Below are 25,645 nucleotides of genomic sequence, written 5' to 3' on the forward strand. Positions count from 1 at the left end.
ACTGACGAAAAAGAACGAAGCAGGAGACTTTAGATGAGTGGACACGGCGCACCGGAGATTGACCTGACAACCCTCAACCCGGCGGAGACGTCCCAGCTGAAACTGGCCATTGTGGCCGCCAGCTGGCACACCCAGATTATGGACGGGCTGCTGGACGGCGCGCTGCGTGCCGCGAAGGACGCCGGAATCAGCGATCCGACCGTCCTGCGGGTTCCGGGCAGCTTTGAGCTCCCCGTGGCCGCCGCCCGGCTGGCCAAGCACTTCGACGCCGTTGTGGCGCTTGGTGTTGTGATCCGCGGCGGAACGCCGCACTTCGAGTACGTCTGCGAGGCGGCAACGATGGGGCTGACCGACGTCAGCGTCAACACCGGCGTTCCGGTGGGTTTCGGGGTGCTCACCTGCGACACCGAGCAGCAGGGCCTGGACCGCGCGGGCCTGCCCGGGTCCAAGGAGGACAAGGGGCACGAAGCCGTCACCGCCGCGCTGGCCACTGCGGTCATCCTGAAGCAGTACAGCTAGGCTTCGCCTTGCTTGCTCCGGTGCCGTGTTTGCTGTGCGTTGCCTCACATCGACGCCGTCATGGAACGGCCCGACAGGCGGGGTCAGGCCCGGAGCAAGTAGGCTGGAGGGCGTGAAGAATTTCGAGACGCTGTTTGCAGAACTGAGTGAGAAGGCAGCCACCCGTCCGGCAGGCTCCCGCACCGTCGCAGAATTGGAGTCCGGAGTCCACGGCATCGGCAAGAAGGTCGTTGAGGAAGCCGCCGAAGTGTGGATGGCTGCCGAATACGAATCCGATGAGGCCGCCGCCGAGGAAATCTCCCAGCTCCTGTACCACCTGCAGGTTCTGATGCTCGCCAAAGGCCTGACCCTGGAAGACGTCTACAAGCATCTGTAGCCATGCTGAGCGTGGCCGATTGCCTGTGACCAAGACTTCCTAACCCAGAAAGACCCCCATGCTGCGAGTTGCCGTCCCCAACAAGGGATCCCTGTCCGAAGCGGCTTCGGCCATGCTGTCCGAAGCCGGCTACCGCCAGCGCCGCGATACCCGCGAACTGGTCATGGTGGACCCGGACAACGACATTGAATTCTTCTTCCTCCGCCCGCGCGACATCGCCGTTTACGTCGGCAGGGGAACGCTCGACGTCGGCATCACCGGGCGTGACCTGCTCCTCGACGCCGAGGTGGAGGCTGAGGAACTGCTGCCGCTGGGCTTTGCGGCTTCGACTTTCCGCTTCGCCGGTCCCGTGGGTGACTTCACCAAAGTGGAAGAGCTCGAAGGCAAGCGCCTGGCCACAAGCTACGACGGCCTCTTGCGCGGCTACCTCGCCGAGCGAGGCATCAACGCCAAGGTGGTCCGCTTGGACGGTGCCGTGGAATCCTCGGTGCGGCTCGGCGTCGCGGACGCGATTGCCGACGTCGTCGAAACCGGGAACACCCTCAAGGCGGCCGGGATGGAAATCTTCGGCGAACCGATCCTCAAGTCCGAGGCGGTGCTGATCCGCCGCACCGGCCAGGAAGGCGCAGCGAACGGCACGGCCAAGGAGATCGAAGTCCTGATCCGCCGGCTGCAGGGTGTGCTCGTGGCCCGGCAGTACGTCCTGATGGACTACGACATCCGCAAGGAACTCGTGGAGCAAGCGGCGGCGCTGACACCCGGCCTGGAATCGCCCACGGTTTCCCCGCTGCGCGACTCCGACTGGGTGGCCGTGCGATCCATGGTGCCGAAGAAGGAAACCAACCGGATCATGGATGAGCTCTACGACCTGGGTGCCCGTGCAATCCTGGTCAGCAGCATCCACGCCTGCCGGATCTGAGCTTGACCGTTTAGGCCCTGCCCGTTTCTGCGGTCTCCACCGCATCTTCCACCAGCGAAATCCTCAGGAGACATCATGGCTGTAGCAGTGCGCGTTATTCCGTGCCTGGACGTTGACGCCGGCCGCGTAGTCAAGGGCATCAACTTTGAAGGCCTACGGGACGCCGGCGATCCAGTGGAACTGGCCCACCGCTATGACAACGGCGGGGCCGACGAGCTCACCTTCCTGGACGTCACCGCATCGTCGGGCAACCGCGAAACCACCTTCGATGTGGTCCGCCGGACTGCCGAGGAAGTCTTCATTCCGCTCACCGTCGGTGGCGGCGTCCGCGGCGTGGCCGAAGTGGACAAGCTCCTGCGTTACGGCGCGGACAAGGCGTCCATCAACACGGCGGCCGTGGCACGGCCGGATGTCATCGACGAAATCACCCGGCATTTCGGGTCCCAGGTCCTGGTCCTGTCCGTGGACGCCCGGCGCACCCGCCCCGGATCCGAGCCCACAGCGTCGGGCTTTGAGGTGACCACGCACGGCGGCCGGCAGGGGACCGGAATCGACGCCATCCAGTGGGCGCGCGAAGCCGCGGACCGTGGCGTCGGGGAGATCCTGCTCAACTCCATTGATGCCGACGGTACCAAGGACGGCTTCGACATCGAGCTGATCCGGCTGGTCCGTGCCGCCGTCAGGGTGCCCATCATCGCCTCCGGCGGGGCGGGCAAGCCCGAACACTTTCCGCCCGCCGTCGCGGCAGGAGCTGACGCCGTGCTGGCTGCGTCGATCTTCCACTTCGGGCCGGTGGACATGATCTCGCAGGTCAAGACGGCCATCCGCGAAGCGGGCTTCGAAGTCCGCTAGCGGAACTCTCCGGTGGTTGAGCCTGGAACTCTCCGGTCGTTGAGAACCCGGCGGGCATGGCCGAAGCTCAATCAGCGGGCTGCTGTTACAGTCCGACTTCGGCTGACTGGAGGAGCGCCACGGCGTCCGGCTGGCCTTCGAAGGTCACCAGCGCGTGGCGGGTGCGCCCATGGGCGTGCATCAGGAGTTCGCCCGGTTCGCCCACTATGGCCACCGATACGGGAGCGCGTTTGGCGACGTGGCGCGGACCGGAAGGCCGCACCAGCACGATGCCCAGGTCCACGCCGCGGTACAGAATGGCTGCGCGTTTGATGAGTTCATCCCACAGGGCGTCGGAGTATGCCTCGTCCAGGGCACGCGGTGCCCAACGGTCCACGGCGCGGCGGACATCCTCGGTGTGCACAAAGTACTCGATGAGGTTGGAGCTCTCGGCCAGGGCCTTGATCCGCAGCGGCGACAACGCCGGGGGACCGGCGCGGAAGGTATTGACCAGCCGCGTGTAGTCCTCGGTGGTCTTGAGTTTTGCGGCGAGCTTCGCGGTGGCCTCGTCGGAGGCTTTGGCCAGGCTCTTGATAATCAGGCCAAGCCCGACCCCTGCCTTGCGTTCGCGCAGGTAGAGGTGCGCGGCGAGGTCGCGCGTGCGCCAGCCCCTGCAGAGCGTGGGGGAGTCAGGACCGGCCGCCAACAGGGTTTCGGCCAGGACTTCTCGGGACGGATCGACGAAATGCATCACTTGTGAAACTAGCACGAGAGGCGGCGAGTTGCGCACTGGAAGCGCCGCCGTTTTTGACCCTGATCGTCACACTGCGGTGAGGCACTAGACTTGGTCTGATGTCTGAGCAGCCCGCCCCCGCCCCAGTACCTGTCCTGCCTGCCGAAGTGGCGGACGCCCTCAAGCGTGACGCCGCCGGGCTTGTAGCCGCCATCGTCCAGCAGTTCGACACCAATGAGGTGCTCATGCTCGGCTGGATGGATGACGAGGCACTGCGGCGCACCATGACCACCGGGCGGGTGACGTTCTACTCCCGGTCCCGCCAGGAGTACTGGCGCAAGGGTGACACCTCCGGCCACGTGCAATGGGTCAAATCCGTTGCACTGGACTGCGACGGCGACGCCCTGCTGGTGCGCGTCGACCAGGTCGGAGCGGCCTGCCACACGGGCACGCGCACCTGCTTCGACGGCCGCGGGCTTACCGTGGTAGCCGGCGACGCCGGCATCGCCAGCTAGCACCGTTCAGGCAGGGTGCGGCGCACCCACCACACGATTCAGGCACCACTCAAGAACAGGCGGAAAACCATAGCCATGCAGGACCTTGGAATCATCAGCCCGGGCCTCGAGGAATTCCGGGAGCTCGCCAGCCACAGCCGCGTCATCCCCGTCCGGCTGAAGGTCCTGGCCGACGCCGAGACGCCCATCGGGCTCTACCGCAAGCTGGCGAACGGCCAGCCCGGCACCTTCCTGATGGAATCCGCGGCCGTGGGCGGCTCATGGTCCCGCTATTCCTTTATTGGCGCGAAGTCACGCGCCACCCTGACCACCAAGGACGGGCAGGCGCACTGGCTGGGCGAGCCGCCGGCCGGTGTGCCGGTCGACGGGAACCCGGTTGACGCCATCCGGGACACCGTGGAAGCCCTGCGCACGGACCGCTTCGAGGGCCTGCCGCCGTTCACCTCGGGCCTGGTTGGCTTCCTCGGCTGGGAAACCGTACGGCACTGGGAAAAACTCACCAGCCCGCCTGAAGACGACCTGGAACTGCCGGAGCTGGCGTTGAACCTGGTGACGGACATGGCAGTGCACGACAACATGGACGGCACCGTCCTGCTGATCGCGAACGCCATCAACTTCGACAACAGCTCAGAGCGTGTGGACGAGGCATGGCACGACGCCGTGGCCCGGGTCAAGGCACTCCTGGCCAAGGTCAGCACCCCTGTGGAACAGCCGATTTCCGTCCTGGAGCCGGCCGCACTGGACTTTGCCTCAAGCGTCCAGGAACGCTGGAACGAACCCGACTACCTTGCTGCCCTGGACCGCGGCAAGGAAGCGATCGTCGACGGTGAAGTTTTCCAGGTGGTCATTTCCCGCCGCTTCGAAATGGAGTGCGGCGCCGATCCGCTGGATGTGTACCGGGTGCTGAGGAACACCAATCCCAGCCCGTACATGTACATCTTCAGCCTTGAAGATGCCGCCGGCCGGCAGTACTCCATCGTGGGCTCATCCCCGGAGGCCCTCGTGACGGTCACCGGCGAGGAAGTCATCACCCACCCCATCGCCGGATCCCGTCCCCGCGGCAAGACCTTAGAGGCGGACAAGGCTTTCGCCGAGGAGCTCCTGGCTGACCAGAAGGAACGCGCCGAGCACCTCATGCTGGTGGACCTGTCCCGCAATGATCTCTCCAAGGTGTGCGTAGCCGGCACAGTGGATGTCACGCAGTTCATGGAAGTGGAGCGCTTCAGCCACATCATGCACCTGGTGTCCACGGTGGTGGGCAAACTCGCCCCGGCAGCCAAGGCCTACGACGTCCTCAAGGCAACCTTCCCCGCCGGGACGCTCTCCGGTGCCCCGAAGCCCCGCGCCCTGCGGCTCCTCGACGAGCTGGAACCGCACCGCCGCGGTATCTACGGCGGCGTGGTGGGCTACCTGGACTTTGCCGGCGACATGGACATGGCCATCGCCATCCGTTCCGCGCTGCTCCGCGAAGGCCGTGCCTACGTCCAGGCCGGCGGCGGCATCGTTGCCGACTCGGTGAACCCGACGGAGGCACTGGAAACCGTCAACAAGGCCGCCGCGCCGCTGCGCGCCGTCCACACGGCAGGGTCACTGCACAACATCACAGCCGACTCCGTTCCAGAGCCGGGCGATGCTGCTGGCACAGACACAGCCGGCCGTTGATGGGCGTCATGGACGATAAGGCAAGCCAACCGGCCAGGAAACGGGCCGGTGCCCCGGTGTGGGCGCGGAAGTCCACGCTGGTCCTCGTCATAGCCGCGATGGCCCTGGCCGCCTTCGGCACCACAACCCAGACATGGCTGACCGTCCACCTGGACCCGGCCCAGCTGGGCCAGGCCGTCAACAGCCAGGACGGCCTGCAGGTACAGGGCAGCAAAGCGGCCACCACCGTGACCGCGCTGGCACTCGTGGCGCTGGCCGGCGGCCTCGCCGCCTCGATCGCAGGCCGGATTGCCCGCTGGATCATCACGGCGATCATCGTCCTGGCATCGGTAGGGATCGTGGCCGCAGCCGTGACAGTGATGGCGGACCCCCTCGCAGCAGCCCAAGGGTCCATCGCCGCCGCCACCGGCATCACCGGCAGCAGCGTCCAGGTGAGCGTCTCAGCCTTCCCGGCACTCGCCGTCGTCGCCGGCGTCCTGCTGGGGCTGGGTGCCCTGCTGATCATTCCGGCGGGCCGGCACTGGAAAGCGCGGACCAAATATGACGCCGCAGCGGCCGGTGCATCCGATGGCCCCGCGGACGAGATCGACAGCTGGGACAGGCTGTCGCGGGGCGACGATCCCACGTAAGCCGGGACCGCCGATGTCCCCGGCCGATGTCCAAGGTGCCGCCAAAAAATGGCAGAATGTAAGCAGTATTCATCCTGAGGAGATTTCCATGAGCAAAGCCACTGTTTCCGCATCCAAATCCGCTGCTGCCCAGAACGTCAACACCGGCGTCGACCACAGCGCAGACCTCGGCCACGGCAACAGCCCGGCCGCTTGGACGTGCGTGATCGTTATGCTGGTGGGTGCTCTCATTGCGTCCATCGCCTTTGTCATCGCCAGCACCCCGATCTTCATTGCCGGCGCGGCAGTCATGGTGATCGGCCTGCTGCTCGGCTGGATCATGCGGAAGGCCGGCTACGGCGTGGACGGCAGCAAGCTGAAGAACTCCGGCCACTAGCAGTGACTGTTCTCGATGACATCAATGCCGGTGCACGGGAGGACATGGAGGCCCGCCGGCGCCTGGTGTCCCTCGCCGAACTGAAGGAGCGCGCCGCAGCGGCCGCACCCGCGCGTGACGCCTGGGCAGCCCTCGGCGGGGATGCCTCGCCGCGGAAGCAGCTGAAGGTCATAGCGGAAATCAAGCGGCGCAGCCCCTCCAAGGGCGATCTGGCGAGCATCGCCGATCCGGCCGAGCTGGCCGTCCAATACGCCGACGGCGGTGCGTCCGTTATTAGCGTGCTCACCGAGCAGCGCCGGTTCAGCGGGTCCCTCGCCGATTTCGACGCCGTCCGGAAAGCCGTCGACGTTCCGCTGCTGCGCAAGGACTTCACCGTCGACGAATACCAGATCTGGGAAGCGCGGGCGCACGGTGCGGACCTGGTCCTGCTGATCGTCGCTTCGCTGACCGATGCGGAACTGCGCGACTTCAGCCAGCTCACCCGTGAACTGGGCATGAACGCTTTGGTGGAGACGCACACGGCAGAAGAAATCGAACGCGCCGTAGCGGCGGACGCCCGGATCATCGGCGTCAACGTCCGCAACCTCAAGACGCTCGACGTCGACCGTTCCGTTTTTGCCTCCCTTTCCGGCGGCATCCCTCCGGAGGCGGTCATCGTTGCCGAGTCCGGTGTCCGCGGCGTGGACGACGTCCGGCATTACGCCGCGAGCGGTGCCAACGCCGTCCTCGTGGGTGAAGCGCTCGTGAGCGACGCAACCCCGCGGGAGCGGATTGCCGAATTTACCGCTGCCGGGGCGGAAGCCATCGCAGCACGGGTCTGACGACCGGGGCGCCCGGCATCAGTCTGCTGACGCCGGGTGCCACCCGATTTTTCTTATGAACAGTGGAACAGGATGGTGAGACCGATGGTCGACGCGCCAACAACCGGCTCTGATGAGGGCACCGCGGACGCATTTCTGCAAGGAGACCGGTCCCTGCGCCACGCGCCGGGTCCGTACTTCGGCTCCTACGGCGGGCGCTGGATGCCCGAATCCCTTATCGCGGCCCTGGATGAGCTGGAAGACACTTTCGAAAAGGCCAAGGCCGACCCGGAATTCGTCGCCCAGATCAAGGACCTGAACAAGAACTACTCCGGCCGTCCGTCCCTGCTTACCGAGGCCAAACGCTTCGCGGAGCACGCCGGGGGAGTCCGCATCTTCCTCAAGCGCGAGGACCTGAACCACACCGGTTCGCACAAGATCAACAACGTCCTGGGCCAGGCACTGCTGGCCAAGCGCATGGGCAAGACCCGCGTGATCGCCGAAACCGGAGCGGGCCAGCACGGCGTGGCCAGCGCAACGGCCGCCGCCCTGCTGGGCCTCGAGTGCGTGGTGTACATGGGCGCCGAGGACTGCCGGCGCCAGGCCCTGAACGTGGCCCGCATGGAGCTCCTGGGCGCCACGGTCATTCCGGTGACCAGCGGATCGCAGACACTCAAGGACGCCATCAACGAGGCGCTCCGCGACTGGGTGGCGAACGTGGACCACACCCACTACCTGCTCGGCACGGCCGCCGGAGCTCACCCGTTCCCGGCGATGGTGCGGTACTTCCACGAGGTCATCGGCGAAGAAGCCCGCGCCCAGATCCTGGAACAGGCCGGCCGGCTGCCGGACGCCGTCTGCGCCTGCATCGGCGGCGGCTCCAACGCGATCGGCATCTTCCACGGTTTCCTGGACGATCCTTCGGTTCGGATCTACGGCTTCGAGGCCGGCGGCGACGGCGTGGAAACCGGCAGGCACGCCGCCACCATCAGCCTGGGCAAGCCTGGCGTGCTCCACGGTGCGCGCTCGTACCTGATGCAGGACGACGACGGACAGACCATCGAGTCGCACTCCATCTCGGCGGGCCTGGACTATCCCGGCGTCGGCCCGGAGCATGCCTACCTTTCGGACATCGGCCGCGTCAGCTACGAACCCATCACGGACGCCGAAGCCATGGACGCCTTCCGGGTCCTGTGCCGGACCGAAGGCATCATCCCGGCCATCGAATCGGCCCACGCCCTGGCGGGTGCCATCAAGGTGGGTCAGCGCCTCGCAGCCGAGGCTGCCGCCGAAGGCAAGCCAGCGGACAGCAAGATCGTGATCGTTAACCTCTCCGGCCGCGGGGACAAGGACGTGGCCACGGCCGCCGAATGGTTCGATCTGCTGGACAAGGATTCCGTTGAGGCCGAGATCGGCAAAGAAGGGGAACAGCTGTGACCGGCGTTCAGGACATCACCAGCACCAGCAAATCGGCAGCCGCCATCGACAAGGCACGCGCTGAAGGACGGGCCGCCCTCATCGGGTACCTGCCCGCCGGCTACCCGAGCGTGGAGGACACCATCGCAGCCGGCATCGCGCTGGCCGAGAACGGTGCCGACCTGATCGAGATCGGGATCCCCTACTCGGACCCCGTCATGGACGGACAGGTCATCCAGGCTGCCACCACCGAGGCCCTTGCCAAGGGTTTCCACGTCCGCCAGGTGTTCGACGTGGTCCGCGGCATCACCAGCAAGACCGACGCCGCCGTCCTGGTCATGACTTACTGGAACCCTGTCGTCCGGATGGGCGTGGATGAGTTCTCCCGCCAGCTGGCCGAAGCCGGGGGAGCCGGGCTCATCACCCCCGACCTGATTCCCGACGAAGCCTCCGAATGGATGGCTGCCTCGGACAAGTACGGACTGGACCGGGTCTTCCTTGTGGCACCGTCCTCTTCCCCGGAGCGCATGAAGCGCACGGTGGATGCCAGCCGCGGCTTTGTCTACGCAGTGTCCATCATGGGCGTCACCGGTGCCCGGACCTCCGTCAGCAGCGCAGCGGAAGGCGTCGTGGCCGCCGCGCATGCGGCAGGTGCCGAACGTGTATGCGTGGGCCTCGGAGTCTCCAATGCCGGCCAGGTCCGCGAGATCGCAGCCTACGCAGACGGCGTGATCGTTGGCACGGCACTGGTCGCCGCCATCCGCGACGGCGGCGTGGACGCTGTCGCCGCCCTGACCAAAGACCTCAGCACCGGCCTGACCAGGGAAGAAGCCTAAACAATGCAGACAGTCCTCCACGCGGCGGCCATGCTCCCCGCCAGCATTCCGAGCCCGGACTGGTCCGGGTTCGATATCCCGCTGCCGTGGGGGTCCCTGCGCATCCACGCCTACGCGCTGTGCATCCTGGCCGGAATCGTTGTTGGCCTGTGGCTGACGTCGGTCCGCTGGACCAAGAGGGGCACGCCGGAGGGCAGTCTGTGGGACATCGCCATCTGGGCGATCCCGTTCGGCATCATCGGCGGCCGCCTCTACCACGTGTTCTCATCCCCGGACGCCTACTTCGGCCCCGGCTTCGACGGCACCGGCGACCTGTCCCTGATTCCGCAGATCCAGCGCGGCGGACTGGGGATCTGGGGGGCCGTACTGCTCGGCGCCGTGGGCGCATGGATCGGCTGCCGCCGTGCTGGCGTCAAGCTGACCGCGTTCCTGGATGCCGCCGCTCCCGGGCTGCTGCTGGCCCAGGCATTGGGGCGCTGGGGCAACTACTTCAACCAGGAGCTGTTCGGCGGTCCCACCACCCTTCCCTGGGGCCTGCAGATCGACGCCGACAATGCTAACTTCCCGGCTGGCATGCCGGCCGACACGCTCTTCCACCCGACGTTCCTCTACGAGTCCCTCTGGAACATCGCGGGCGTGCTGATCCTGCTGGCCCTCGACCGGAAGTTCAACTTCCGCCGCGGGCGTTTGTTCTGGCTCTACGCCATGTACTACACCCTGGGCCGGGTCTGGATCGAAGCCATGCGGATCGACGATGCCGAACAGATCAACCTGTTCGGTATCACCACCCGGCTCAACGTCTGGACCAGCATCTTCGTATTCCTTGCCGCGCTGATCGTGTTCATTGCACTGGGGCTCCGCAAACGCGATGAACCGGACACCCCGTACCTTGCCGGCCATGTTCCGGCCGCAAAGGACGGCGACACCGATAGCGAGGGCGGTGCTGCGGCTGACAACGACGGTGCCCCGGCCGGGGACCGCGAAGACGGCGAACTGGCAGCTGTTCCGGCGGACGGCAAAAGCATCCGGCATTCGGACAAGAGTGTCTCAGATAGTGGGTCCCGTGATAATCTCCCTGATAACCAAAGCGGTCCGGGGCACACTTCCGCCCCAACTGAAGCGGTGACGGATCCAGCCGTCGGCACCAGGCCCGCCCAGGGCCCGCCGGCAGCCGGCAACTCCGCTCACCAGGACTCCGGATCCGCGCCGGACACTGACCGCACCAAGTAGTCAGGGCCGGCAAACCGGGCAGCAGGGCTACCGCCCGCAGCGCCCGTTCCCACAGCGTCGTGGCACCAGGGCCCCGTTCCCGTCAGCACAGAGCTGCCGACGGGTCAAGCCCGGGTCAGGGCCTGCGTAACTGTTAGTTCAGCAGGCCGGGCTGACCTACAATTTCCAGTAAGTAACACTTTGTTGTGCCCATCACACAGGCACCGCGAGTGGGGCCAACGTTGTCCCTTCCATACGCTCGATCAGGAGGAAGGACGTCTCCCATGACCCAAACTCTTCACAGCCCCAGTTGGTCCGAACCGAACCAGCCTGCAGCCGCCATGTCGCCGTTCAAGCGGTTCGCGGCGCTGCCGGAGGCCGGTGGGCTCTACAACCCGGAGCAGGAGAAGGACGCCTGCGGCCTGGCTATCATTGCCACTCTGCGCGGGGAGCCCGGCTATGACATCGTCGACGCCGCCCTGACCGCCCTGCGCAACCTTGAGCACCGCGGTGCCGTAGGCGCCGACGAAGGAACGGGCGACGGCGCCGGACTGCTGATGCAGATCCCGGACGAGTTCTTCCGCGCCGTCACCGAGTTTGAGCTTCCGGCGCCCGGACAGTACGTAGCGGGTACGGCATTCCTGCCGGCCGAGCAGCGCGAAGCCGATGCCGCCAAAGCCGGCATCGAAGGCCTTGCAGCCGATGAAGGCCTTACGGTCCTCGGCTGGCGCGAGGTCCCGATCGTGGCCGATCTGGTCGGTGCCATGGCGCGTGCATGCATGCCCTATTTCTCGCAGCCGTTCTTTGCCTCCACCACCGGGGAAGTGCTGGAGCGGAACGAACTCGATTCACGGGCCTGGCGCATCCGCAAGCGCGCGCAGAACAAGTTCGGCGTGTACTTCCCGTCGCTGTCCTCCCGGACCATCGTCTACAAGGGCATGCTGACCACCGCCCAGCTTGAGCCGTTCTACCCGGACCTCTCGGACAAGCGCTTCAAGACCAAACTCGCGATCGTCCACTCGCGCTTCTCCACCAACACGTTCCCGTCCTGGCCGCTTGCCCAGCCGTTCCGCACCATCGCCCACAACGGTGAAATCAACACTGTCAAGGGCAACCGGAACTGGATGCGCGCGCGCCAGTCCCAGCTGGCCAACCCGCTCCTGGGTGATTCCCCCGAGGAGCTGTACCCCATCTGCACCCCGGGTGCCTCCGACTCGGCGTCGTTCGATGAAGTGGCAGAGCTGCTCTGGCTCTCCGGGCGTCCCATCACGCACTCGATCATGATGATGATCCCGGAGGCCTGGGAAAACCACGCCACGATGGATCCTGCCCGCAAGGCGTTCTACGAATACCACTCCCTGCTGATGGAACCGTGGGACGGCCCTGCTGCCGTTTCCTTCACCGATGGCAGCCTGGTGGGCGCAACGCTTGACCGCAACGGCCTGCGCCCCGGCCGTTACTGGATCACCGAAGACGGACTGGTGGTGTTCGCCTCCGAGGTGGGCGTCATCGACGTCGAACCTTCCAAGGTGGTCAAAAAGGGCCGGGTTTCCCCGGGCAAGATGTTCCTGGTGGACACCGAAGCCGGCCGGATCATCGACGACGAGGAGGTCAAGGCCGAAGTCGCTGCCGCCAACCCGTGGGCGGAGTGGGTTAAGGACAACCTGATCGACCTCAACGACCTGCCGGAACGCGAACATGTGGTGCACACCGCCGCGTCCGTGAACATCCGCCAGCGGACCTTCGGCTACACCACTGAAGAGCTGAAGATCCTGCTGGGTCCGATGGCCCGCACCGGTGCCGAGCCCCTCGGCGCCATGGGGTCGGACACTCCTGTGGCCGTGCTGTCCAAGCGCCCGCGGCTCCTCTTTGACTACTTCGTGCAGTCCTTCGCGCAGGTTACCAACCCGCCGCTGGACGCCATCCGCGAAGAGCTGGTCACGTCCCTGATGTGCGCCATCGGCCCGAACGGCAACCTGCTGGACACCAAGCAGGTCCGGCAGCCGCAGGTCTCGCTGCCGTTCCCGGTAATCAACAACGACCAGCTCGCCAAGATCGCCAACATCGAAACGCCCGACGGCGACAGGATCGCCATGAAGGTCCGCGGCCTGTACCGCCCCGAAGGCGGCGAAAACGCCCTGCGTGCCCGCCTCACGGAAATCTGCGAGCAGGTGTCCGGTGCCATCAACCGCGGCGTGCAGTACGTGGTGCTCTCGGACCGCGACTCAAACGCCCAGTGGGCGCCCATCCCGTCGCTGCTGCTGGTCAGCGCCGTGCACCACCACCTGCTGCGCAGCGCCAACCGCACCAAGACCGCCCTGGTGGTCGAAGCCGGCGACGTCCGCGAGACCCACCATGTGGCAGTCCTGATCGGCTACGGCGCCTCCGCCGTGAACCCGTACCTGGCCATGGAATCCGTGGAACAGCTCATCAGCAGCGGCGACGTTGTTGGCGTGACCCCGCAGGACGGCGTCTACAACCTGATCAAGGGCCTCGGCAAGGGCGTCCTGAAGATCATGTCCAAGATGGGCATCTCCACGGTTGCCTCCTACACCGGTGCGCAGACGTTCGAAGCCCTTGGCCTCGGCCAGGAACTGGTGGACGAATTCTTCGCCGGCACCCACTCCCAGCTCGGCGGCGTCGGACTCGACGTCATCGCCGCTGAAGTGTCCGCGCGGCACCAGATGGCCTACCCGGAGGGCGGCATCGAGCAGCCGCACCGCCCGCTGCTCGGCGGCGGCGAGTACCAGTGGCGCCGCGACGGCGAGCCGCACCTGTTCAACCCTGAGACGGTCTTCCGGCTGCAGCACGCCACGCGTGAACGCCGCTACGACATCTTCAAGCAGTACACCCGCGGCGTGGACGACCAGTCCGAGAACCTCATGACCCTCCGCGGGTTGCTGAGGTTCAAAACCGGTGTACGTGCCGTGGTGCCGCTCGAGGAAGTGGAGCCCGTCTCCAGCATCGTCAAGCGTTTCTCCACCGGCGCCATGAGCTACGGCTCCATCTCCAAGGAAGCCCACGAGACCCTGGCGATCGCCATGAACCGGCTGGGCGGAAAGTCCAACACCGGTGAGGGCGGCGAGGATGTGGACCGCCTGCTGGATCCCGAACGCCGTTCGGCCGTCAAACAGATTGCCTCCGGCCGTTTCGGCGTCACGAGCCTGTACCTGAGCAACGCCGACGACATCCAGATCAAGATGGCGCAGGGTGCCAAGCCCGGCGAAGGCGGCCAGCTGATGGCGCAGAAGGTGTACCCCTGGGTTGCCCGCACGCGCCACTCGACCCCCGGCGTCGGACTCATTTCCCCGCCCCCGCACCACGACATCTACTCGATCGAAGACCTCGCCCAGCTGATTTATGACGCGAAGCGTGCCAATCCTTCGGCCCGGGTGCACGTCAAGCTCGTCTCCGAGGTGGGAATCGGCACAGTTGCCGCCGGTGTCACCAAGGCCAAGGCCGACGTCGTACTGGTTTCCGGTCACGACGGCGGTACCGGCGCCTCGCCGCTAAACTCGCTCAAGCATGCCGGCGTCCCGTGGGAGCTGGGGCTCGCAGAGACCCAGCAGACCCTGATGCTCAACGGCCTGCGCGACCGCGTGGTGGTGCAGGTGGACGGCCAGCTTAAGACCGGACGCGACGTCGTGATCGCCGCGCTGCTCGGTGGCGAGGAGTTTGGCTTCGCCACGGCCCCGCTGGTGGTTGAAGGCTGCATCATGATGCGCGTCTGCCACCTGGACACCTGCCCGGTGGGCGTGGCCACGCAGAACCCCGAGCTGCGCGCCCGTTTCAGCGGCAAGCCGGAGTTCGTGGTCAACTTCTTCGAGTTCCTGGCTGAAGAGGTCCGTGAGATCCTCTCGGAGCTTGGCTTCCGGAGCATCGAAGAGGCCATCGGACACGCCGAAATGCTGGACACCCGTGAAGCGATCAGCCACTGGAAGGCCGAAGGGCTGGACCTGGATCCGATCCTGCACGGACTCGAGTTCGACGACGACGCCCCGCTGCGCAACCTGACCGGCCAGAACCACGAGCTGGACAAGCACTTCGACCAGCGGCTCATCACCATGGCCGCCGAGGCGCTGACCGACCGCACCCCGGTGAAGATCGCTGTGGACGTCATCAACACGGACCGCTCCGTGGGCACCATGCTGGGCCACGTCGTCACCAAGACGTTCGGTACGGACATCCTGGCGACCGACACGATCGACATTACGCTGACCGGAACCGCGGGCCAGTCGCTGGGCGCCTTCCTGCCTGCCGGCATCACCCTGCGCATGTTCGGCGACTCGAACGACTACGTGGGCAAGGGCCTCTCCGGCGGCCGCATCATCGTCCGGCCGGACCGCACCAACGTGTTCCAGGCAGAGAGCAACGTGATCGCCGGCAACGTGATCGGTTACGGTGCCACCAGCGGCGAGATGTTCCTGCGGGGCCAAGTGGGCGAACGCTTCCTGGTCCGCAACTCCGGCGCCACGGCAGTTGTCGAAGGCATCGGCGACCACGGCTGCGAGTACATGACCGGCGGCCAGACGCTGATCATCGGCCGGACGGGCCGCAACTTCGGTGCCGGCATGTCCGGCGGAACGGCCTACGTGCTGGACCTGCGGACCACCCGCGTCAACAAGCAGGCGCTGGAGTCCGGCGAACTGCAGCTGCGCGAACTGGATGCCGAGGACCGCGACATCGTCCATGGCCTCCTGGTCAAGCATGTTGAAGAGACGGAATCGCTGCATGCGCAGCGGCTGCTCGAAAACTTCGACGACACCGCAGCCCGCATTACCAAAGTCCTGCCGCGCGACTACGCGGCCGTATTGCAGACACGTCTTGACGCGATCGAAGAGGGCCTGGACCCCGATGGCGAAGAAGTATGGTCTCGAATCCTGGAGGTGACCGGTGGCTGATCCACGCGGATTTCTGAAAGTACGTCAGCGTGAAACCCAGCCGCGCCGTCCCGTTCCCGTCCGCATCATGGACTGGAAGGAAGTCTATGAGGCCCAGGAAAAGGGTGTCCTGAAGAGCCAGGCCGGCCGCTGCATGGACTGCGGCGTGCCGTTCTGCCACCAGGGCTGCCCGCTGGGGAACCTGATTCCCGAATGGAACGACCTCGTATGGCGGGACAAGGGCGAGGAAGCGATTGAGCGGCTGCATGCCACCAACAACTTCCCGGAGTTCACGGGCCGGCTGTGCCCGGCTCCCTGTGAGGCGTCCTGCGTGCTGGGGATCAACCAGCCTGCGGTGACCATCAAGCAGGTTGAGGTTTCCATCATCGATCAGGCCTTCGACAATGGCTGGGTTAATCCGCTGCCGCCGACCCGCCTGACGGGCAAGACCGTGGCAGTGGTGGGCTCCGGCCCCGCCGGCCTGGCAGTTGCCCAGCAGCTGACGCGCGTGGGCCACACCGTTGCCGTGTACGAACGCGACGACAAGATCGGCGGGCTCCTGCGCTACGGCATCCCCGACTTCAAGATGGAGAAGGAGCAGGTTGACCGCCGCCTTGAGCAGATGAAGGCCGAGGGCACCCGTTTCCGCACCGGCGTGGCCGTGGGCAGTGACGTGACCTGGGAGCAGCTCCGCCGGCGTTACGACGCGGTGGTGGTTGCCACCGGTGCCACCGTGCCGCGCGACCTGCCGATTCCGGGACGCGAGCTTGAGGGCGTCCACTTCGCCATGGATTACCTCGTTCCCGCCAACCGTGTGGTGGCGGGGGAGCAGGTCGAAGACCAGATCCATGCCAAGGGCAAGCACGTGGTGATCCTGGGCGGCGGCGACACTGGTGCGGACTGCCTCGGCACCGCGCACCGCCACGGCGCCGCATCCGTGACCACGCTGGCGATCGGCAAGCAGCCGTCCGTGGAACGCACCCCGAACCAGCCCTGGCCCACGTTCCCCACGCTCTTCGAGGTGGCGAGTGCGCACGAAGAAGGCGGCGAGCGGACGTACCTGGCCTCCACCGTCGAGTTCGTCGGCGAAAACGGCAAGCTGACCGGCGTGAAGGTTGCCGAGACGGAATTCGTGGACGGCAAGCGGCTCCCCAAGGCAGGCACCGAGCGGATCATTCCCGCGGACCTGGTGTTCCTGTCCCTGGGCTTCACCGGTGCGGAGCCTGCCGGTATCACCGACCAGGTCCACGCCGAATTCGACGGCCGCGGCAACGTGGCACGTGACGGCTACTACATGACCAACACCGAGGGTGTGTTCGTTGCCGGTGACGCCGGCCGCGGACAGTCGCTCATTGTGTGGGCCATCGCCGAAGGCCGCGCCTGCGCTGCGGCGGTAGACAAGTTCCTGATGGGAACCACGATCCTGCCTGCCCCGGTTGCCCCAACCGATCGGGCGATCGCCGTTCTCTAGTCACAACTCTGCAGTCACAATCGGGGGACCACGGAAGTTCACCAGCGGTACAACTTCAATCCAGAAACAGACCAATAGGGTAGGTATATGAGACGCGCAAAAATCGTGGCAACGTTCGGACCGGCTATTTCCAGCTTCGAGAACACCCTCGCAGTTGTTGAAGCCGGCGTGGATGTTGCCCGCATGAACATGAGCCACGGCGACTACTCGGTGCACGACGTGACGTACGAGAACGTCCGCAGGGCATCGAAGCAGCTCGGCAAGCCCGTGGCCATCATGGCTGACCTCCAGGGTCCCAAGATCCGCCTGGGCCGCTTTGTTGACGGCCCGCACGAGCTGGCCGTCGGCGACATCTTCACCATCACCACGGAAGACGTCCCGGGCACCAAGGACATCTGCTCCACCACGCTCAAGAGCCTGACCGACGACGTAAACGTCGGAGATGCGCTGCTGATCGACGACGGCAAGGTCGCCCTGCGGGCCCTTGAGGTCGACGACGTCAAGGTGGTCGCCCAGGTGACTGTCGGCGGCATGGTCTCCAACAACAAGGGCATCAACCTGCCCGGTGTTGCCGTCAACGTCCCCGCGCTGAGCGAAAAGGACGAGGACGATCTGCGCTGGGCCATGCGCCGCGGCGTGGACATGGTTGCCCTGTCCTTCGTGCGTGACGCTTCGGACATCAAGCGCGTCCACGAAATCATGGACGAAGAGGGACGCCGCGTGCCGGTGATCGCCAAGATCGAGAAGCCGCAGGCCGTTGACCAGCTGCACGAGATCATCGACGCATTCGACGCCATCATGGTGGCCCGTGGCGACCTCGGTGTGGAGCTGCCCCTCGAAGAGGTGCCGATCGTCCAGAAGCGCGCCATTGAACTGGCCCGCCGCTGGGCCAAGCCGGTCATCGTCGCCACCCAGGTGCTCGAGTCCATGATCGACAACCCGCGCCCCACCCGTGCAGAGGCTTCGGACTGCGCCAACGCAGTGCTCGACGGCGCCGACGCAGTTATGCTTTCCGGCGAGACGAGCGTGGGCAAGTACCCGATCGAGACCGTCAAGGTCATGGCACGGATCATCGAATCCACCGAGGTCCACGGCCTGGAGCGCGTACCCCCGCTGGGCACCAAGCCCAAGACCCGTGGCGGCGCCATCACGCGTGCCGCCGTCGAAATCGCCGACCAGCTGGACGCCAAGTACATCTGTGCGTTCACCCAGTCCGGTGACTCGGCACGCCGCCTCTCCCGCCTGCGTCCGGTCCGGCCGGTCTTCGCGTTCACTCCGGTGGAGCAGGTGTGGAACCAGCTCGCACTGACCTGGGGCATTCAGCCGGTCCTGGTCCCCATGGTGGACCACACCGACGAAATGACCGCCCAGGTGGACCGCAGCCTTCTGGAACTGAACCTGGTGGAAGACGGCGACCTGGTGGTCATCGCTGCCGGTTCGCCTCCCGGAAAGGCCGGTTCGACCAACTCGCTGAAGGTGCACAAGGTGGGCGACCTTACCGACACCGGCCGCTCCGGCGAAGGCGTTAGCAACAAGGAAAAGCTCGGACCCTGGCCGGAAAGGAAGAAGAAGGCCTAGTACGTCCCCTGCGTGCGGCGCGAGTCGCACGCAGAACAAAAGGGAGGCTCCCTGCCGATTGGCGGGGAGCCTCCCTTTTTGTCTTGCTGCTAACCCGGTGGTGCCGGGTGGCAGGCGCCCGGCAGGCCGTCGTCGTACGTGGCCGGCCGGGGCCGTGAGCTTAGTTGACCTGGTTGATGATGGTTTCGGCGACCTCGCGCATGCTGAGGCGGCGGTCCATGGAGGTCTTCTGGATCCAGCGGAAGGCCTCGGGTTCGGTAAGGCCCATCTTGGTGGTGAGCAGGCTCTTGGCGCGCTCCACGAGCTTGCGGGTGGCGAACTGCTCCTGGAGGTCCGAGACCTCGTTTTCGAGGGCCTTGATCTCCTCATGGCGGGAGAGTGCGATTTCCAGGGCGGGGATCAGGTCCGCGGGGGTGAACGGCTTCACCACGTAGGCCATGGCTCCGGCGTCGCGGGCGCGCTCTACGAGTTCCTTCTGGCTGAAGGCCGTGAGGAGGACCACGGGGGCGATGCGGGCCTTGACGATCTTCTCAGCGGCCGAGATGCCGTCCATGACAGGCATCTTGACGTCCATCAGGACGAGGTCGGGCTTGAGTTCCTCAGCGAGCTGGACGGCCTTCTCGCCGTTGTCCGCTTCGCCGATGACGTCATAGCCCTCGCCCCGGAGGATTTCGATGATGTCCAGGCGGATAAGGGTCTCGTCCTCGGCGACAATAACGCGGCGCGCCGGCTGGGTGTTGGGGTTTGACTCCGTCTGTTCTGACACGGGAACTCCTTGAAAGGTACGGCGGGAACTAGTCCATCTTAGTTGTGCCCGCCGTTGTACTTGGAACTGCTTGGGTTCGTTGCGGCTTCACTGGCGCGATTCTGGAATTCAGCCTATCTGCATGTAGAGTAATTCCGCGCACTGGAGGCGATCGCGTTGCTCACAACCTGGCTGTGGGCCTAAGATTGTTACTTCCGTGTAATCCGCGCCCGAGTGGCGGAATTGGCAGACGCGCCGCACTCAAAATGCGGTATCGAAAGGTGTGTGGGTTCGAGTCCCACCTCGGGCACAGTGTTTCCGCAGGTCAGCGGGGTTTCGACCCCGAGAGTGTGCACAAAAGCTCGTTTTTTGTGCACACGAAGCCTAGAATTTTGGGCATGGCCAGCGTTTGGGAACGAAAAAAATCGGATGGATCGACGTCCTTTACGGTCCGCTGGCGGAATCCCGAGACGCGAAAACAAGAGGGGATCACCCTCGCTACGTCGGCTGAAGCCCAGACGCTGAAGCGCCTCCTCGACGCGAACAATCAGTCCTTCGAAATCGCCCAGCATGCGATGGTCAAGAACCAGACCAAATCACCGACTGTGGCTGCGGTGATCCAGGAGCACATCGACCTCTTGGTGCGCCCGTCCGTCGGGACGGTCCACACGTACCAGACGATGTTGAAGCTGCACATCGCGGACGTCATCGGCCACATTCCCGTGGACAAGCTCGACTACCGGCACCTGACCTACTGGATCAAGACGATGCAGAAAAAGGGCAGGTCTCCGAAGACCATCAAGAACAACCATGGCCTGATCTTCGCGGCCATGGAGACCGCCGTCATGCTGCGCTACCGGAAAGACAATCCCTGTCGGCACGTTCAGCTCCCATCGGGTGAAAAAGCTGAGGATGAGGCACGGTTCCTAACGCACGCTGAATTCGGCATGATCCTTGAGGGTATGGGGGAGCGGTACAGGGCTTTCACTGAGTTCCTGGTCATGACCGGAACCCGCTTTGGCGAGGCAACGGCCGTGACCGTGGCAGACGTGGACCTGATGTCCAAGCCAGCAACCATGCGGATCAATAAGGCGTGGAAACGTGGCGCTGACTCCGAGTACTACATCGGTGCGACCAAGACGGGTGCCGGCAAACGGACGGTTTCCTTGAACCCGCATTTGGTGGAGGTGCTCATTCCCCTGGTGGCCAGCCGGCCTGGTTCGGATCTTTTGTTTACGACGCCGAAGGGTGAGCGGATCATTCACAAGCTGTATTGGCATCACTACTGGGTTCCGGCGGTCAAGGCGGCGCAGGCGCGTGGGCTGAACAAGTCGCCGCGGATTCACGATCTACGCCATACTCACGCGTCCTGGCTGATCCAGGACGGCGTTTCTCTGTTCACTATCTCCAGGCGCCTGGGGCATGCGTCCACTCGTACAACGGAGCAGGTCTATGGCCACCTGATGCCTCAGGCCCTCCAGGATGCTGCGGACGCCGTCGAGCGTTCAGCCGTTGTCTGGCGTGGGTAGCTGCGGCAGTCGCCAAACTAGGAGTATTTCTGGCGTGCCTGGGCCCGGGTACCGATCATTCGGACGGAGGCCGGGGATGCACTCGTTGACCGGACTTCGCGCAGCTGGGCAATCTCTTTCAAGTGGACAGACGTAAAGACGATCTTTCCTTTGCCCCAGACGGAATGCGGGAACTCTCCCTTGGCGGCCCCTTCGCGGAGCCATGCCTCTGAGCACTTGAGGACCGAGGCAGCCTCGGCCGGCTCGAAGAATTCGAGTTTCATGCTTCTTCGATCCTTTCGTGATTTCGCTGCGGCAGTGCTCCGTGCTGAGTCCTGCCATAGTTCATCGGAGCTGGTCCATCCGGCTGCATGACCGCGTTGCCGAAAGTCGCTGCAAAGTCATCGGTCTGGCGCTGCACTTGCTCCGGAGAAGCCGTGAACTGGCTGGAGGCGCGCTGCACGAGGCCTGCGTTGCCAAGGAAGTAGAGCTGCCGGCGGATGGTCGACGGCGATGCCTGCAGCTCTGCTCCGATTTCGCTGCACGTTGATGGACCGTTCTTGAGTAAGAAACGGACAATTTGGCTTCGCGTTCGGTTCATCAGGATGTTCGACATGGAGACCGGAACCTAAGGAATGAAGGGAGCGTGCTGCTGTAGACGGGTCTACAGCAGCAGGTTACCCCTGCTGAGGTCATGATGGAAGGGCTTGTTTTTGCCCATGAATCTTCTAAGGCACCGGGACCCTGATTGCCGACGCGCATGACTCGCGGAATACTGGGCGGTAAGGCGGGGGCAGTACCTGACTGGACTGCCGGTGTTGAACTGGCTGATCAAGGGGCGGTTATGCGGATTGACGAGACAGGGCACGGTGCGGGGCTGTCGCCTCAGGCCCAGCTCGCCCGTCGTTTGAATCTGCTGCTCGACGTTGTAGTTGCAGAGCGCGGGAAACCGGTGACGTTCAGGGAAGTGCAAGCAGACCTTGCCCGGAGGGGCATCAAATTGTCCCGCGCGCGCTGGTTCTACATGAAAGAAGGGACTGGCCGCCTGGTCAGCGATCCGGTTTTGCTGGCTGGCCTCTGTGACATCTTCAAGGTAGACCCGTCCTATCTGACTGGCGATGATGCAGCCTTGCCCCAACGCATTGATTCCCAGCTTGAGTTCGTCAAGTCCCTGCGTGCGGCCCGTGTGAAGACCTTCGCCGCCCGAACCCTTGGGGACGTATCACCGGAGACCTTGCAGGCCATCTCTGAATATCTCAACAAGGATATTGGGCGCCACCCGGGCGGGGAGCAGGGGGCGGCTAGCCCTCCAGAAGATAGTCATGATGAGCCGCCAGCAATTCCTTGATCCTTGCCGGGTTGGCTGAATAGCGCGGCGATCGGCCGTGGCGGCGGCCTGGTTCGACATCGACTACGATGGCGCCGGACTCTTCCAATGCCAGCAGGTGCTTGGCCACACTAGGTTCGCCGGCGCTGACTGATGCCGCAATGTCCCCACGGGAGGCCGGCCCGTGCGCCGAAAGGTAGCGAAGGATCTCATTCCGTGAACGGTTGCCAAAGGTCGCGACGGCGGCCTCGACGTCAACTGACCAGGCGTCGTCGTGAGGCTGGGTAATCCTTGGCATGGAACCATTCTCATCTACACTTCGAAGAAAAGTAAGACCCGTCGTCTTGACGATACTTTAATTATCCTTGAGAATAGTTTGCATAGCCTTATTGCATTCGTGGTCGGCCCTGGTTTAGCGGCCATTCTTGAGGTGTCGGGCGTGCCGTCACCGGACTTATTGGAAGCGTTTAGTCGAAGCGGTGAAGATCCGTGCGAGTCGAAGCCAGAGCGAATCAGGCCCACCATGACGAAGCAAATGCAGTTACCGTTGATGTTTCCTTGCACAGGCCGACAGCGCCGACCGCGCTGGCAGTCCCGGTGGATCAGATCATGGTCGCCGTTGACGGTGTGCGCCGATATGTCGTTTCGCATCTGTCCCGAATCGGCCGGGCCTGCGACGTGGACGACGTTATGCAGGACATCCGGGTAGCGGTGTGGGATGGCGTCACCCGTGGCCATTATCGGCAACTCCCAGGTGTTCCCTTCGGGGCCTGGGTCCAGGGAGTGTGCGCCAACGTGTGCGCCGCGCACATCCGCAGGGAACTGAGCCATCAGACGTTCCCGTTGCTCATCGAGCCCGGGGATGCGGACGGTCCGGCGTCGCTCGATGCGCTCGCGATTCTCGGTATCGGTGGCGTGGATCGAAGTGCTGAGAAAATCATCGATCAGGAGTGGGCGCGAACGATTATCGAACTGACGCGGGCAAGCGTGCCGGGGCAAGTTTGGGTACTTGCCGTTGACAGTCTGACCGGGCCACGCCAGTACGGTCCCCCTTCGCCCCAGGACCGCCGCCGCTGGCATGCGGCGACGGTGGTGCGCCAGACGGCGAGGACTGTTCGAAACGCGCTGGAGGTTGAGCCAAAAGAGATCCGCAATATCGGGGACGTCTGCCAGCGTGCGGCAGAATGCCTGCCCACGCCCGTGCTCCGTCGAACTGCGGTAACCATCGTTCGTCCCGACTTGCGAGGGCCAGACCGTGCCAGGGCTTTGGCGACGTTGGCTACTGAACTCGGCGTCACTGAGCGCTACGTGGCCGTGCAGATTGGATTCGCCCGGCGGCTGTATCAAACGGCCTGGCGGATTCTCCAGAGTGCAAGGCGACCTCCACGCTAAGTCATGTCCTCAGCCGCTCAAATTGCTATGAACTGGCGAGGAGGGGGGAATGACGTTGACCCCGAGAATTGCAACGCCTGGCTCAAGCAGCCGAAGGCGATGGTTGTTCCTAGTGTTCGTAGTCTTGAGTGTTGCAACCGTGTTGTTCGCTTTGACGCGGCCTACCCCGAGGCCCGCACCTGAGCCAGGTCCAGCGCTGTCGACGGCGCCGACTCCCCAGAGTTCCACGGCCGTCCCCGCTGGGCCGCAGCCAGAAACTATGACGACGGCCGCCGCCGTCGAAGGACACGACGGGTACGGCGTGCCTCGCACGACGGACTTCCGCAAGTTGGCATCGGCAGCGGCCACAGCTGTCTATACGTGGGACACGCGTGGGGCTTCGTACTCCGAGGTGTACTCCGGCCTCCGCAACTGGTGGCATGTGCTCCCTGACGGGTCCAATCCGCTGGCCGTGTTTGTCCAGGAGTTCGAAGCGACCGGGATCAATGCCGGAACCTATCAGTATCTGGCCGGGCAGCAGGCGTACCGTTCGGCAACGGTGGAATCCATGATGTGTGACAGTGAGCTCGCCAAGGTGCGCGAGCGACCGGCGCCCTGGGCGGGACTCCACGTTTGCACGGTCTCTCTTCGCGTCGTGGATCAGTCAATTTCTGCCCGCAACTCGTATGCGGCTCCAGTCAGCGTCATGGTCAACTGTCCGCCAGCCGCCAGTGCACCTGCGGATCATTGCATCATGGTCGGCTTCTACGCCGCGCCGAACAGGATCGTCTACTAATGCCGGCTCCGGCGATGGTGGCTCTCCTGGCGAGGCGCCGGATAATCCTCCGGGCTCTGGTGGCTGCGGCCACGGCTGTGATTCTGGCGGGTGCTTTTGCACTCTGCGCGGCCGTTGCGGTGCTCGGCGCCAACGCGGCGAGCACGAGCTCGATCTGCTCGCGAGCAGGGTTGAGTGGTCAGCGCGGCGCCGACGTGGGTGGCGCCTTGGACATCGGCAAGAGCAGCCAGCCGCCGGTCAACCTGACGGCCCGGCAACTGAGCCTCGCGGGGGACTACATTTCAGTCGGCAAGCAGTTGGGCGTACCGCGAGATGGGCAGATCATAGCAATCATGATGGCTCTGCAGGAATCCAGCCTCAGAGTGCTGGCCAACGTGAACGTCCCCGGATCTCTCAACTATCCGCATGACGGTATCGGAAGCGATCACGATTCTCTTGGCACGGCCCAACAACGTCCAGCTGCTGGATGGGGGAGTGTCGGAGAGCTGATGGATCCCATCTATAACGTGCGGGCTTTCTATGGGGGAGCGTCTGGTCCCAACCAGGGGAGCCCTCGCGGGCTTCTGGACATCCCCGGATGGCAATCCATGAGCAAAGGCCAGGCTGCCCAGGCTGTTCAGGTGTCGGCCTTTCCCGAGCTGTACGCGCGATGGGAGCCGGAAGCATCGGCCATCGTTGATGCCCTCGACGGCGGGACGACGCCTTCTCCTTGCGTCGATACGCCGACCGGCTCAGCGCCGACAACAGCATCGGCGGATCTGAGCCAGATCCGCAAGGAAATCCTTCGCTTTACCCAAACCGGCGTCGGTGGGTCCTACGTGTGGGGCGGGACGGCCTTCAAAGCGTGGGACTGCTCCGGCTTCGTCCAGTGGATCTATCGGCAAGCCGGAATCAACCTCCCAAGGGTGGAGCAATGGAGGGTTGGGGTGCGGACGAACAACCCGCAGCCAGGGGACCTAGTCGTCCAGAACGCACAGGGACAAAATAACTGGGGTCATGTTGGCATCTACGCCGGCGACGGGATGATGTACAGCGCGCTCAACCCCTCTGTGGGGACGCTGCTGCATCCGATCGCCTGGAATTCAGATACGGCCTATTTCGATCTAGTGACCTGATAATTGGTCCGGAGCATCGTGTGCAGCACTCGG

General features: G+C 64.7%; 25 protein-coding genes and 1 tRNA gene. 21 read left to right on the plus strand and 5 right to left on the minus strand.

Annotation, left to right across the window (positions count from 1 at the left end; genetic code table 11):
- Positions 1 to 33: 33 nt before the first annotated feature.
- The 4 genes from ribH (at position 34) to hisF (ending at position 2,666) form a co-directional block, all read left to right on the plus strand.
- Positions 34 to 519 (plus strand): 6,7-dimethyl-8-ribityllumazine synthase, encoded by a 486-nt coding sequence (gene ribH / locus ACSQ12_RS08620; RefSeq protein WP_209745809.1) that lies wholly within the window; start codon positions 34 to 36, stop codon positions 517 to 519.
- Positions 520 to 631: 112 nt separating this feature from the next.
- A complete protein-coding gene (locus tag ACSQ12_RS08625) occupies positions 632 to 895 on the plus strand; it encodes a phosphoribosyl-ATP diphosphatase (RefSeq protein WP_028270786.1) in 264 nt (87 codons plus the stop codon).
- Between the two features lie 58 nt (positions 896 to 953).
- Complete coding sequence (hisG, locus tag ACSQ12_RS08630) at positions 954 to 1,814, plus strand: ATP phosphoribosyltransferase (RefSeq protein ID WP_011691540.1); 861 nt, start codon at positions 954 to 956, stop codon at positions 1,812 to 1,814.
- A gap of 75 nt (positions 1,815 to 1,889) precedes the next feature.
- Positions 1,890 to 2,666: an imidazole glycerol phosphate synthase subunit HisF gene (gene hisF, locus ACSQ12_RS08635; protein ID WP_436065042.1), complete on the plus strand. Its 777-nt coding sequence runs from the start codon at positions 1,890 to 1,892 to the stop codon at positions 2,664 to 2,666.
- 85 nt (positions 2,667 to 2,751) lie between these two features.
- Here hisF and ACSQ12_RS08640 read toward each other — a convergent pair whose 3' ends face one another.
- Positions 2,752 to 3,396: a TIGR03085 family metal-binding protein gene (locus ACSQ12_RS08640; RefSeq protein WP_209748458.1), complete on the minus strand. Its 645-nt coding sequence runs from the start codon at positions 3,394 to 3,396 to the stop codon at positions 2,752 to 2,754.
- Positions 3,397 to 3,497: 101 nt separating this feature from the next.
- On the opposite strand from ACSQ12_RS08640, the gene hisI reads away from it, so the two are divergent.
- From hisI to pyk, 11 genes are all read left to right on the plus strand, one after another.
- Positions 3,498 to 3,893: a phosphoribosyl-AMP cyclohydrolase gene (hisI, locus tag ACSQ12_RS08645; protein ID WP_209745803.1), complete on the plus strand. Its 396-nt coding sequence runs from the start codon at positions 3,498 to 3,500 to the stop codon at positions 3,891 to 3,893.
- 75 nt (positions 3,894 to 3,968) lie between these two features.
- Positions 3,969 to 5,555 (plus strand): anthranilate synthase component I, encoded by a 1,587-nt coding sequence (locus ACSQ12_RS08650; protein WP_436065043.1) that lies wholly within the window; start codon positions 3,969 to 3,971, stop codon positions 5,553 to 5,555.
- A complete protein-coding gene (locus ACSQ12_RS08655) occupies positions 5,555 to 6,184 on the plus strand; it encodes a Trp biosynthesis-associated membrane protein (RefSeq protein ID WP_436065044.1) in 630 nt (209 codons plus the stop codon). The genes ACSQ12_RS08650 and ACSQ12_RS08655 overlap by 1 nt, the downstream gene beginning before the upstream one ends.
- 88 nt (positions 6,185 to 6,272) lie before the next feature.
- A complete protein-coding gene (locus tag ACSQ12_RS08660; protein ID WP_011691546.1) occupies positions 6,273 to 6,560 on the plus strand; it encodes an HGxxPAAW family protein in 288 nt (95 codons plus the stop codon).
- Positions 6,561 to 6,562: 2 nt separating this feature from the next.
- Complete coding sequence (gene trpC / locus ACSQ12_RS08665) at positions 6,563 to 7,381, plus strand: indole-3-glycerol phosphate synthase TrpC (protein WP_436065045.1); 819 nt, start codon at positions 6,563 to 6,565, stop codon at positions 7,379 to 7,381.
- A gap of 84 nt (positions 7,382 to 7,465) precedes the next feature.
- Positions 7,466 to 8,797 (plus strand): tryptophan synthase subunit beta, encoded by a 1,332-nt coding sequence (gene trpB / locus ACSQ12_RS08670; RefSeq protein ID WP_209745791.1) that lies wholly within the window; start codon positions 7,466 to 7,468, stop codon positions 8,795 to 8,797.
- Positions 8,794 to 9,612 (plus strand): tryptophan synthase subunit alpha, encoded by an 819-nt coding sequence (gene trpA / locus ACSQ12_RS08675; RefSeq protein WP_209745787.1) that lies wholly within the window; start codon positions 8,794 to 8,796, stop codon positions 9,610 to 9,612. Before trpB ends, trpA begins: the two co-directional genes overlap by 4 nt.
- A gap of 3 nt (positions 9,613 to 9,615) precedes the next feature.
- Positions 9,616 to 10,842, plus strand: a complete 1,227-nt coding sequence (gene lgt / locus ACSQ12_RS08680) for a prolipoprotein diacylglyceryl transferase (RefSeq protein WP_436065046.1) — start codon at positions 9,616 to 9,618, stop codon at positions 10,840 to 10,842.
- Between the two features lie 263 nt (positions 10,843 to 11,105).
- The gene (gltB, locus tag ACSQ12_RS08685; RefSeq protein WP_436065047.1) at positions 11,106 to 15,722 is read left to right on the plus strand and encodes a glutamate synthase large subunit; all 4,617 of its coding nucleotides are present in this window, start codon (positions 11,106 to 11,108) and stop codon (positions 15,720 to 15,722) included.
- Complete coding sequence (locus ACSQ12_RS08690) at positions 15,715 to 17,172, plus strand: glutamate synthase subunit beta (protein ID WP_436065048.1); 1,458 nt, start codon at positions 15,715 to 15,717, stop codon at positions 17,170 to 17,172. Before gltB ends, ACSQ12_RS08690 begins: the two co-directional genes overlap by 8 nt.
- A gap of 87 nt (positions 17,173 to 17,259) precedes the next feature.
- Positions 17,260 to 18,750, plus strand: a complete 1,491-nt coding sequence (pyk, locus tag ACSQ12_RS08695) for a pyruvate kinase (RefSeq protein ID WP_436065049.1) — start codon at positions 17,260 to 17,262, stop codon at positions 18,748 to 18,750.
- A 160-nt stretch (positions 18,751 to 18,910) separates the two neighbouring features.
- Here the strand turns inward: pyk and ACSQ12_RS08700 are convergent, their stop codons facing one another.
- Entirely contained in the window at positions 18,911 to 19,516 is a 606-nt protein-coding gene (locus ACSQ12_RS08700; RefSeq protein ID WP_011691554.1) for an ANTAR domain-containing response regulator, read from the minus strand.
- Positions 19,517 to 19,723: 207 nt separating this feature from the next.
- Between ACSQ12_RS08700 and ACSQ12_RS08705 the strand changes: the two genes are divergently transcribed.
- Positions 19,724 to 19,805, plus strand: a tRNA-Leu gene (locus ACSQ12_RS08705).
- Positions 19,806 to 19,893: 88 nt separating this feature from the next.
- Positions 19,894 to 21,024, plus strand: coding sequence for a tyrosine-type recombinase/integrase (locus ACSQ12_RS08710; protein WP_436065050.1), 1,131 nt, complete (start codon positions 19,894 to 19,896; stop codon positions 21,022 to 21,024).
- Positions 21,025 to 21,041: 17 nt separating this feature from the next.
- Here the strand turns inward: ACSQ12_RS08710 and ACSQ12_RS08715 are convergent, their stop codons facing one another.
- Positions 21,042 to 21,287, minus strand: coding sequence for a hypothetical protein (locus tag ACSQ12_RS08715; RefSeq protein ID WP_104174899.1), 246 nt, complete (start codon positions 21,285 to 21,287; stop codon positions 21,042 to 21,044).
- On the minus strand, positions 21,284 to 21,619 hold the full coding sequence (locus ACSQ12_RS08720; protein WP_436065051.1) for an ArsR family transcriptional regulator: 336 nt from the start codon (positions 21,617 to 21,619) through the stop codon (positions 21,284 to 21,286). Before ACSQ12_RS08720 ends, ACSQ12_RS08715 begins: the two co-directional genes overlap by 4 nt.
- Before the next feature lie 228 nt (positions 21,620 to 21,847).
- On the opposite strand from ACSQ12_RS08720, the gene ACSQ12_RS08725 reads away from it, so the two are divergent.
- Positions 21,848 to 22,351 (plus strand): hypothetical protein, encoded by a 504-nt coding sequence (locus ACSQ12_RS08725; RefSeq protein ID WP_436065052.1) that lies wholly within the window; start codon positions 21,848 to 21,850, stop codon positions 22,349 to 22,351.
- Here ACSQ12_RS08725 and ACSQ12_RS08730 read toward each other — a convergent pair.
- Positions 22,305 to 22,628: an ArsR/SmtB family transcription factor gene (locus ACSQ12_RS08730; RefSeq protein ID WP_230116641.1), complete on the minus strand. Its 324-nt coding sequence runs from the start codon at positions 22,626 to 22,628 to the stop codon at positions 22,305 to 22,307. The two genes, ACSQ12_RS08725 and ACSQ12_RS08730, sit on opposite strands and share 47 nt — an antisense overlap.
- Before the next feature lie 311 nt (positions 22,629 to 22,939).
- On the opposite strand from ACSQ12_RS08730, the gene ACSQ12_RS08735 reads away from it, so the two are divergent.
- From ACSQ12_RS08735 to ACSQ12_RS08745, 3 genes are all read left to right on the plus strand, one after another.
- A complete protein-coding gene (locus tag ACSQ12_RS08735; RefSeq protein ID WP_436065053.1) occupies positions 22,940 to 23,722 on the plus strand; it encodes a hypothetical protein in 783 nt (260 codons plus the stop codon).
- 259 nt (positions 23,723 to 23,981) lie between these two features.
- Positions 23,982 to 24,497 carry a hypothetical protein gene (locus ACSQ12_RS08740; protein ID WP_436065054.1) on the plus strand — a complete coding sequence of 172 codons (516 nt, stop codon included), beginning with the start codon at positions 23,982 to 23,984 and terminating at the stop codon, positions 24,495 to 24,497.
- Complete coding sequence (locus ACSQ12_RS08745) at positions 24,497 to 25,612, plus strand: C40 family peptidase (RefSeq protein WP_436065055.1); 1,116 nt, start codon at positions 24,497 to 24,499, stop codon at positions 25,610 to 25,612. The genes ACSQ12_RS08740 and ACSQ12_RS08745 overlap by 1 nt, the downstream gene beginning before the upstream one ends.
- The last annotated feature ends 33 nt before the right edge of the window (positions 25,613 to 25,645 follow it).

It is taken from the genome of Arthrobacter sp. LjRoot14 (assembly GCF_964253905.1).
Classification (GTDB): domain Bacteria; phylum Actinomycetota; class Actinomycetes; order Actinomycetales; family Micrococcaceae; genus Arthrobacter.

What these genes read in the sequence shown, in the direction of transcription:
- ACSQ12_RS08710 (WP_436065050.1), top strand. Translation starts at nt 19,894, where the DNA reads ATGGCCAGCGTTTGGGAACGAAAAAAATCGGATGGATCGACGTCCTTT.
- ACSQ12_RS08640 (WP_209748458.1), bottom strand. Translation starts at nt 3,396, where the DNA reads ATGCATTTCGTCGATCCGTCCCGAGAAGTCCTGGCCGAAACCCTGTTG.
- ribH (WP_209745809.1), top strand. Translation starts at nt 34, where the DNA reads ATGAGTGGACACGGCGCACCGGAGATTGACCTGACAACCCTCAACCCG.
- ACSQ12_RS08655 (WP_436065044.1), top strand. Translation starts at nt 5,555, where the DNA reads ATGGGCGTCATGGACGATAAGGCAAGCCAACCGGCCAGGAAACGGGCC.
- ACSQ12_RS08725 (WP_436065052.1), top strand. Translation starts at nt 21,848, where the DNA reads ATGCGGATTGACGAGACAGGGCACGGTGCGGGGCTGTCGCCTCAGGCC.
- trpB (WP_209745791.1), top strand. Translation starts at nt 7,466, where the DNA reads ATGGTCGACGCGCCAACAACCGGCTCTGATGAGGGCACCGCGGACGCA.
- ACSQ12_RS08715 (WP_104174899.1), bottom strand. Translation starts at nt 21,287, where the DNA reads ATGAAACTCGAATTCTTCGAGCCGGCCGAGGCTGCCTCGGTCCTCAAG.
- ACSQ12_RS08745 (WP_436065055.1), top strand. Translation starts at nt 24,497, where the DNA reads ATGCCGGCTCCGGCGATGGTGGCTCTCCTGGCGAGGCGCCGGATAATC.
- lgt (WP_436065046.1), top strand. Translation starts at nt 9,616, where the DNA reads ATGCAGACAGTCCTCCACGCGGCGGCCATGCTCCCCGCCAGCATTCCG.
- hisI (WP_209745803.1), top strand. Translation starts at nt 3,498, where the DNA reads ATGTCTGAGCAGCCCGCCCCCGCCCCAGTACCTGTCCTGCCTGCCGAA.
- hisF (WP_436065042.1), top strand. Translation starts at nt 1,890, where the DNA reads ATGGCTGTAGCAGTGCGCGTTATTCCGTGCCTGGACGTTGACGCCGGC.
- ACSQ12_RS08720 (WP_436065051.1), bottom strand. Translation starts at nt 21,619, where the DNA reads ATGTCGAACATCCTGATGAACCGAACGCGAAGCCAAATTGTCCGTTTC.
- ACSQ12_RS08660 (WP_011691546.1), top strand. Translation starts at nt 6,273, where the DNA reads ATGAGCAAAGCCACTGTTTCCGCATCCAAATCCGCTGCTGCCCAGAAC.
- ACSQ12_RS08650 (WP_436065043.1), top strand. Translation starts at nt 3,969, where the DNA reads ATGCAGGACCTTGGAATCATCAGCCCGGGCCTCGAGGAATTCCGGGAG.
- ACSQ12_RS08735 (WP_436065053.1), top strand. Translation starts at nt 22,940, where the DNA reads ATGGTCGCCGTTGACGGTGTGCGCCGATATGTCGTTTCGCATCTGTCC.
- gltB (WP_436065047.1), top strand. Translation starts at nt 11,106, where the DNA reads ATGACCCAAACTCTTCACAGCCCCAGTTGGTCCGAACCGAACCAGCCT.
- hisG (WP_011691540.1), top strand. Translation starts at nt 954, where the DNA reads ATGCTGCGAGTTGCCGTCCCCAACAAGGGATCCCTGTCCGAAGCGGCT.
- ACSQ12_RS08740 (WP_436065054.1), top strand. Translation starts at nt 23,982, where the DNA reads ATGACGACGGCCGCCGCCGTCGAAGGACACGACGGGTACGGCGTGCCT.
- ACSQ12_RS08730 (WP_230116641.1), bottom strand. Translation starts at nt 22,628, where the DNA reads ATGCCAAGGATTACCCAGCCTCACGACGACGCCTGGTCAGTTGACGTC.
- pyk (WP_436065049.1), top strand. Translation starts at nt 17,260, where the DNA reads ATGAGACGCGCAAAAATCGTGGCAACGTTCGGACCGGCTATTTCCAGC.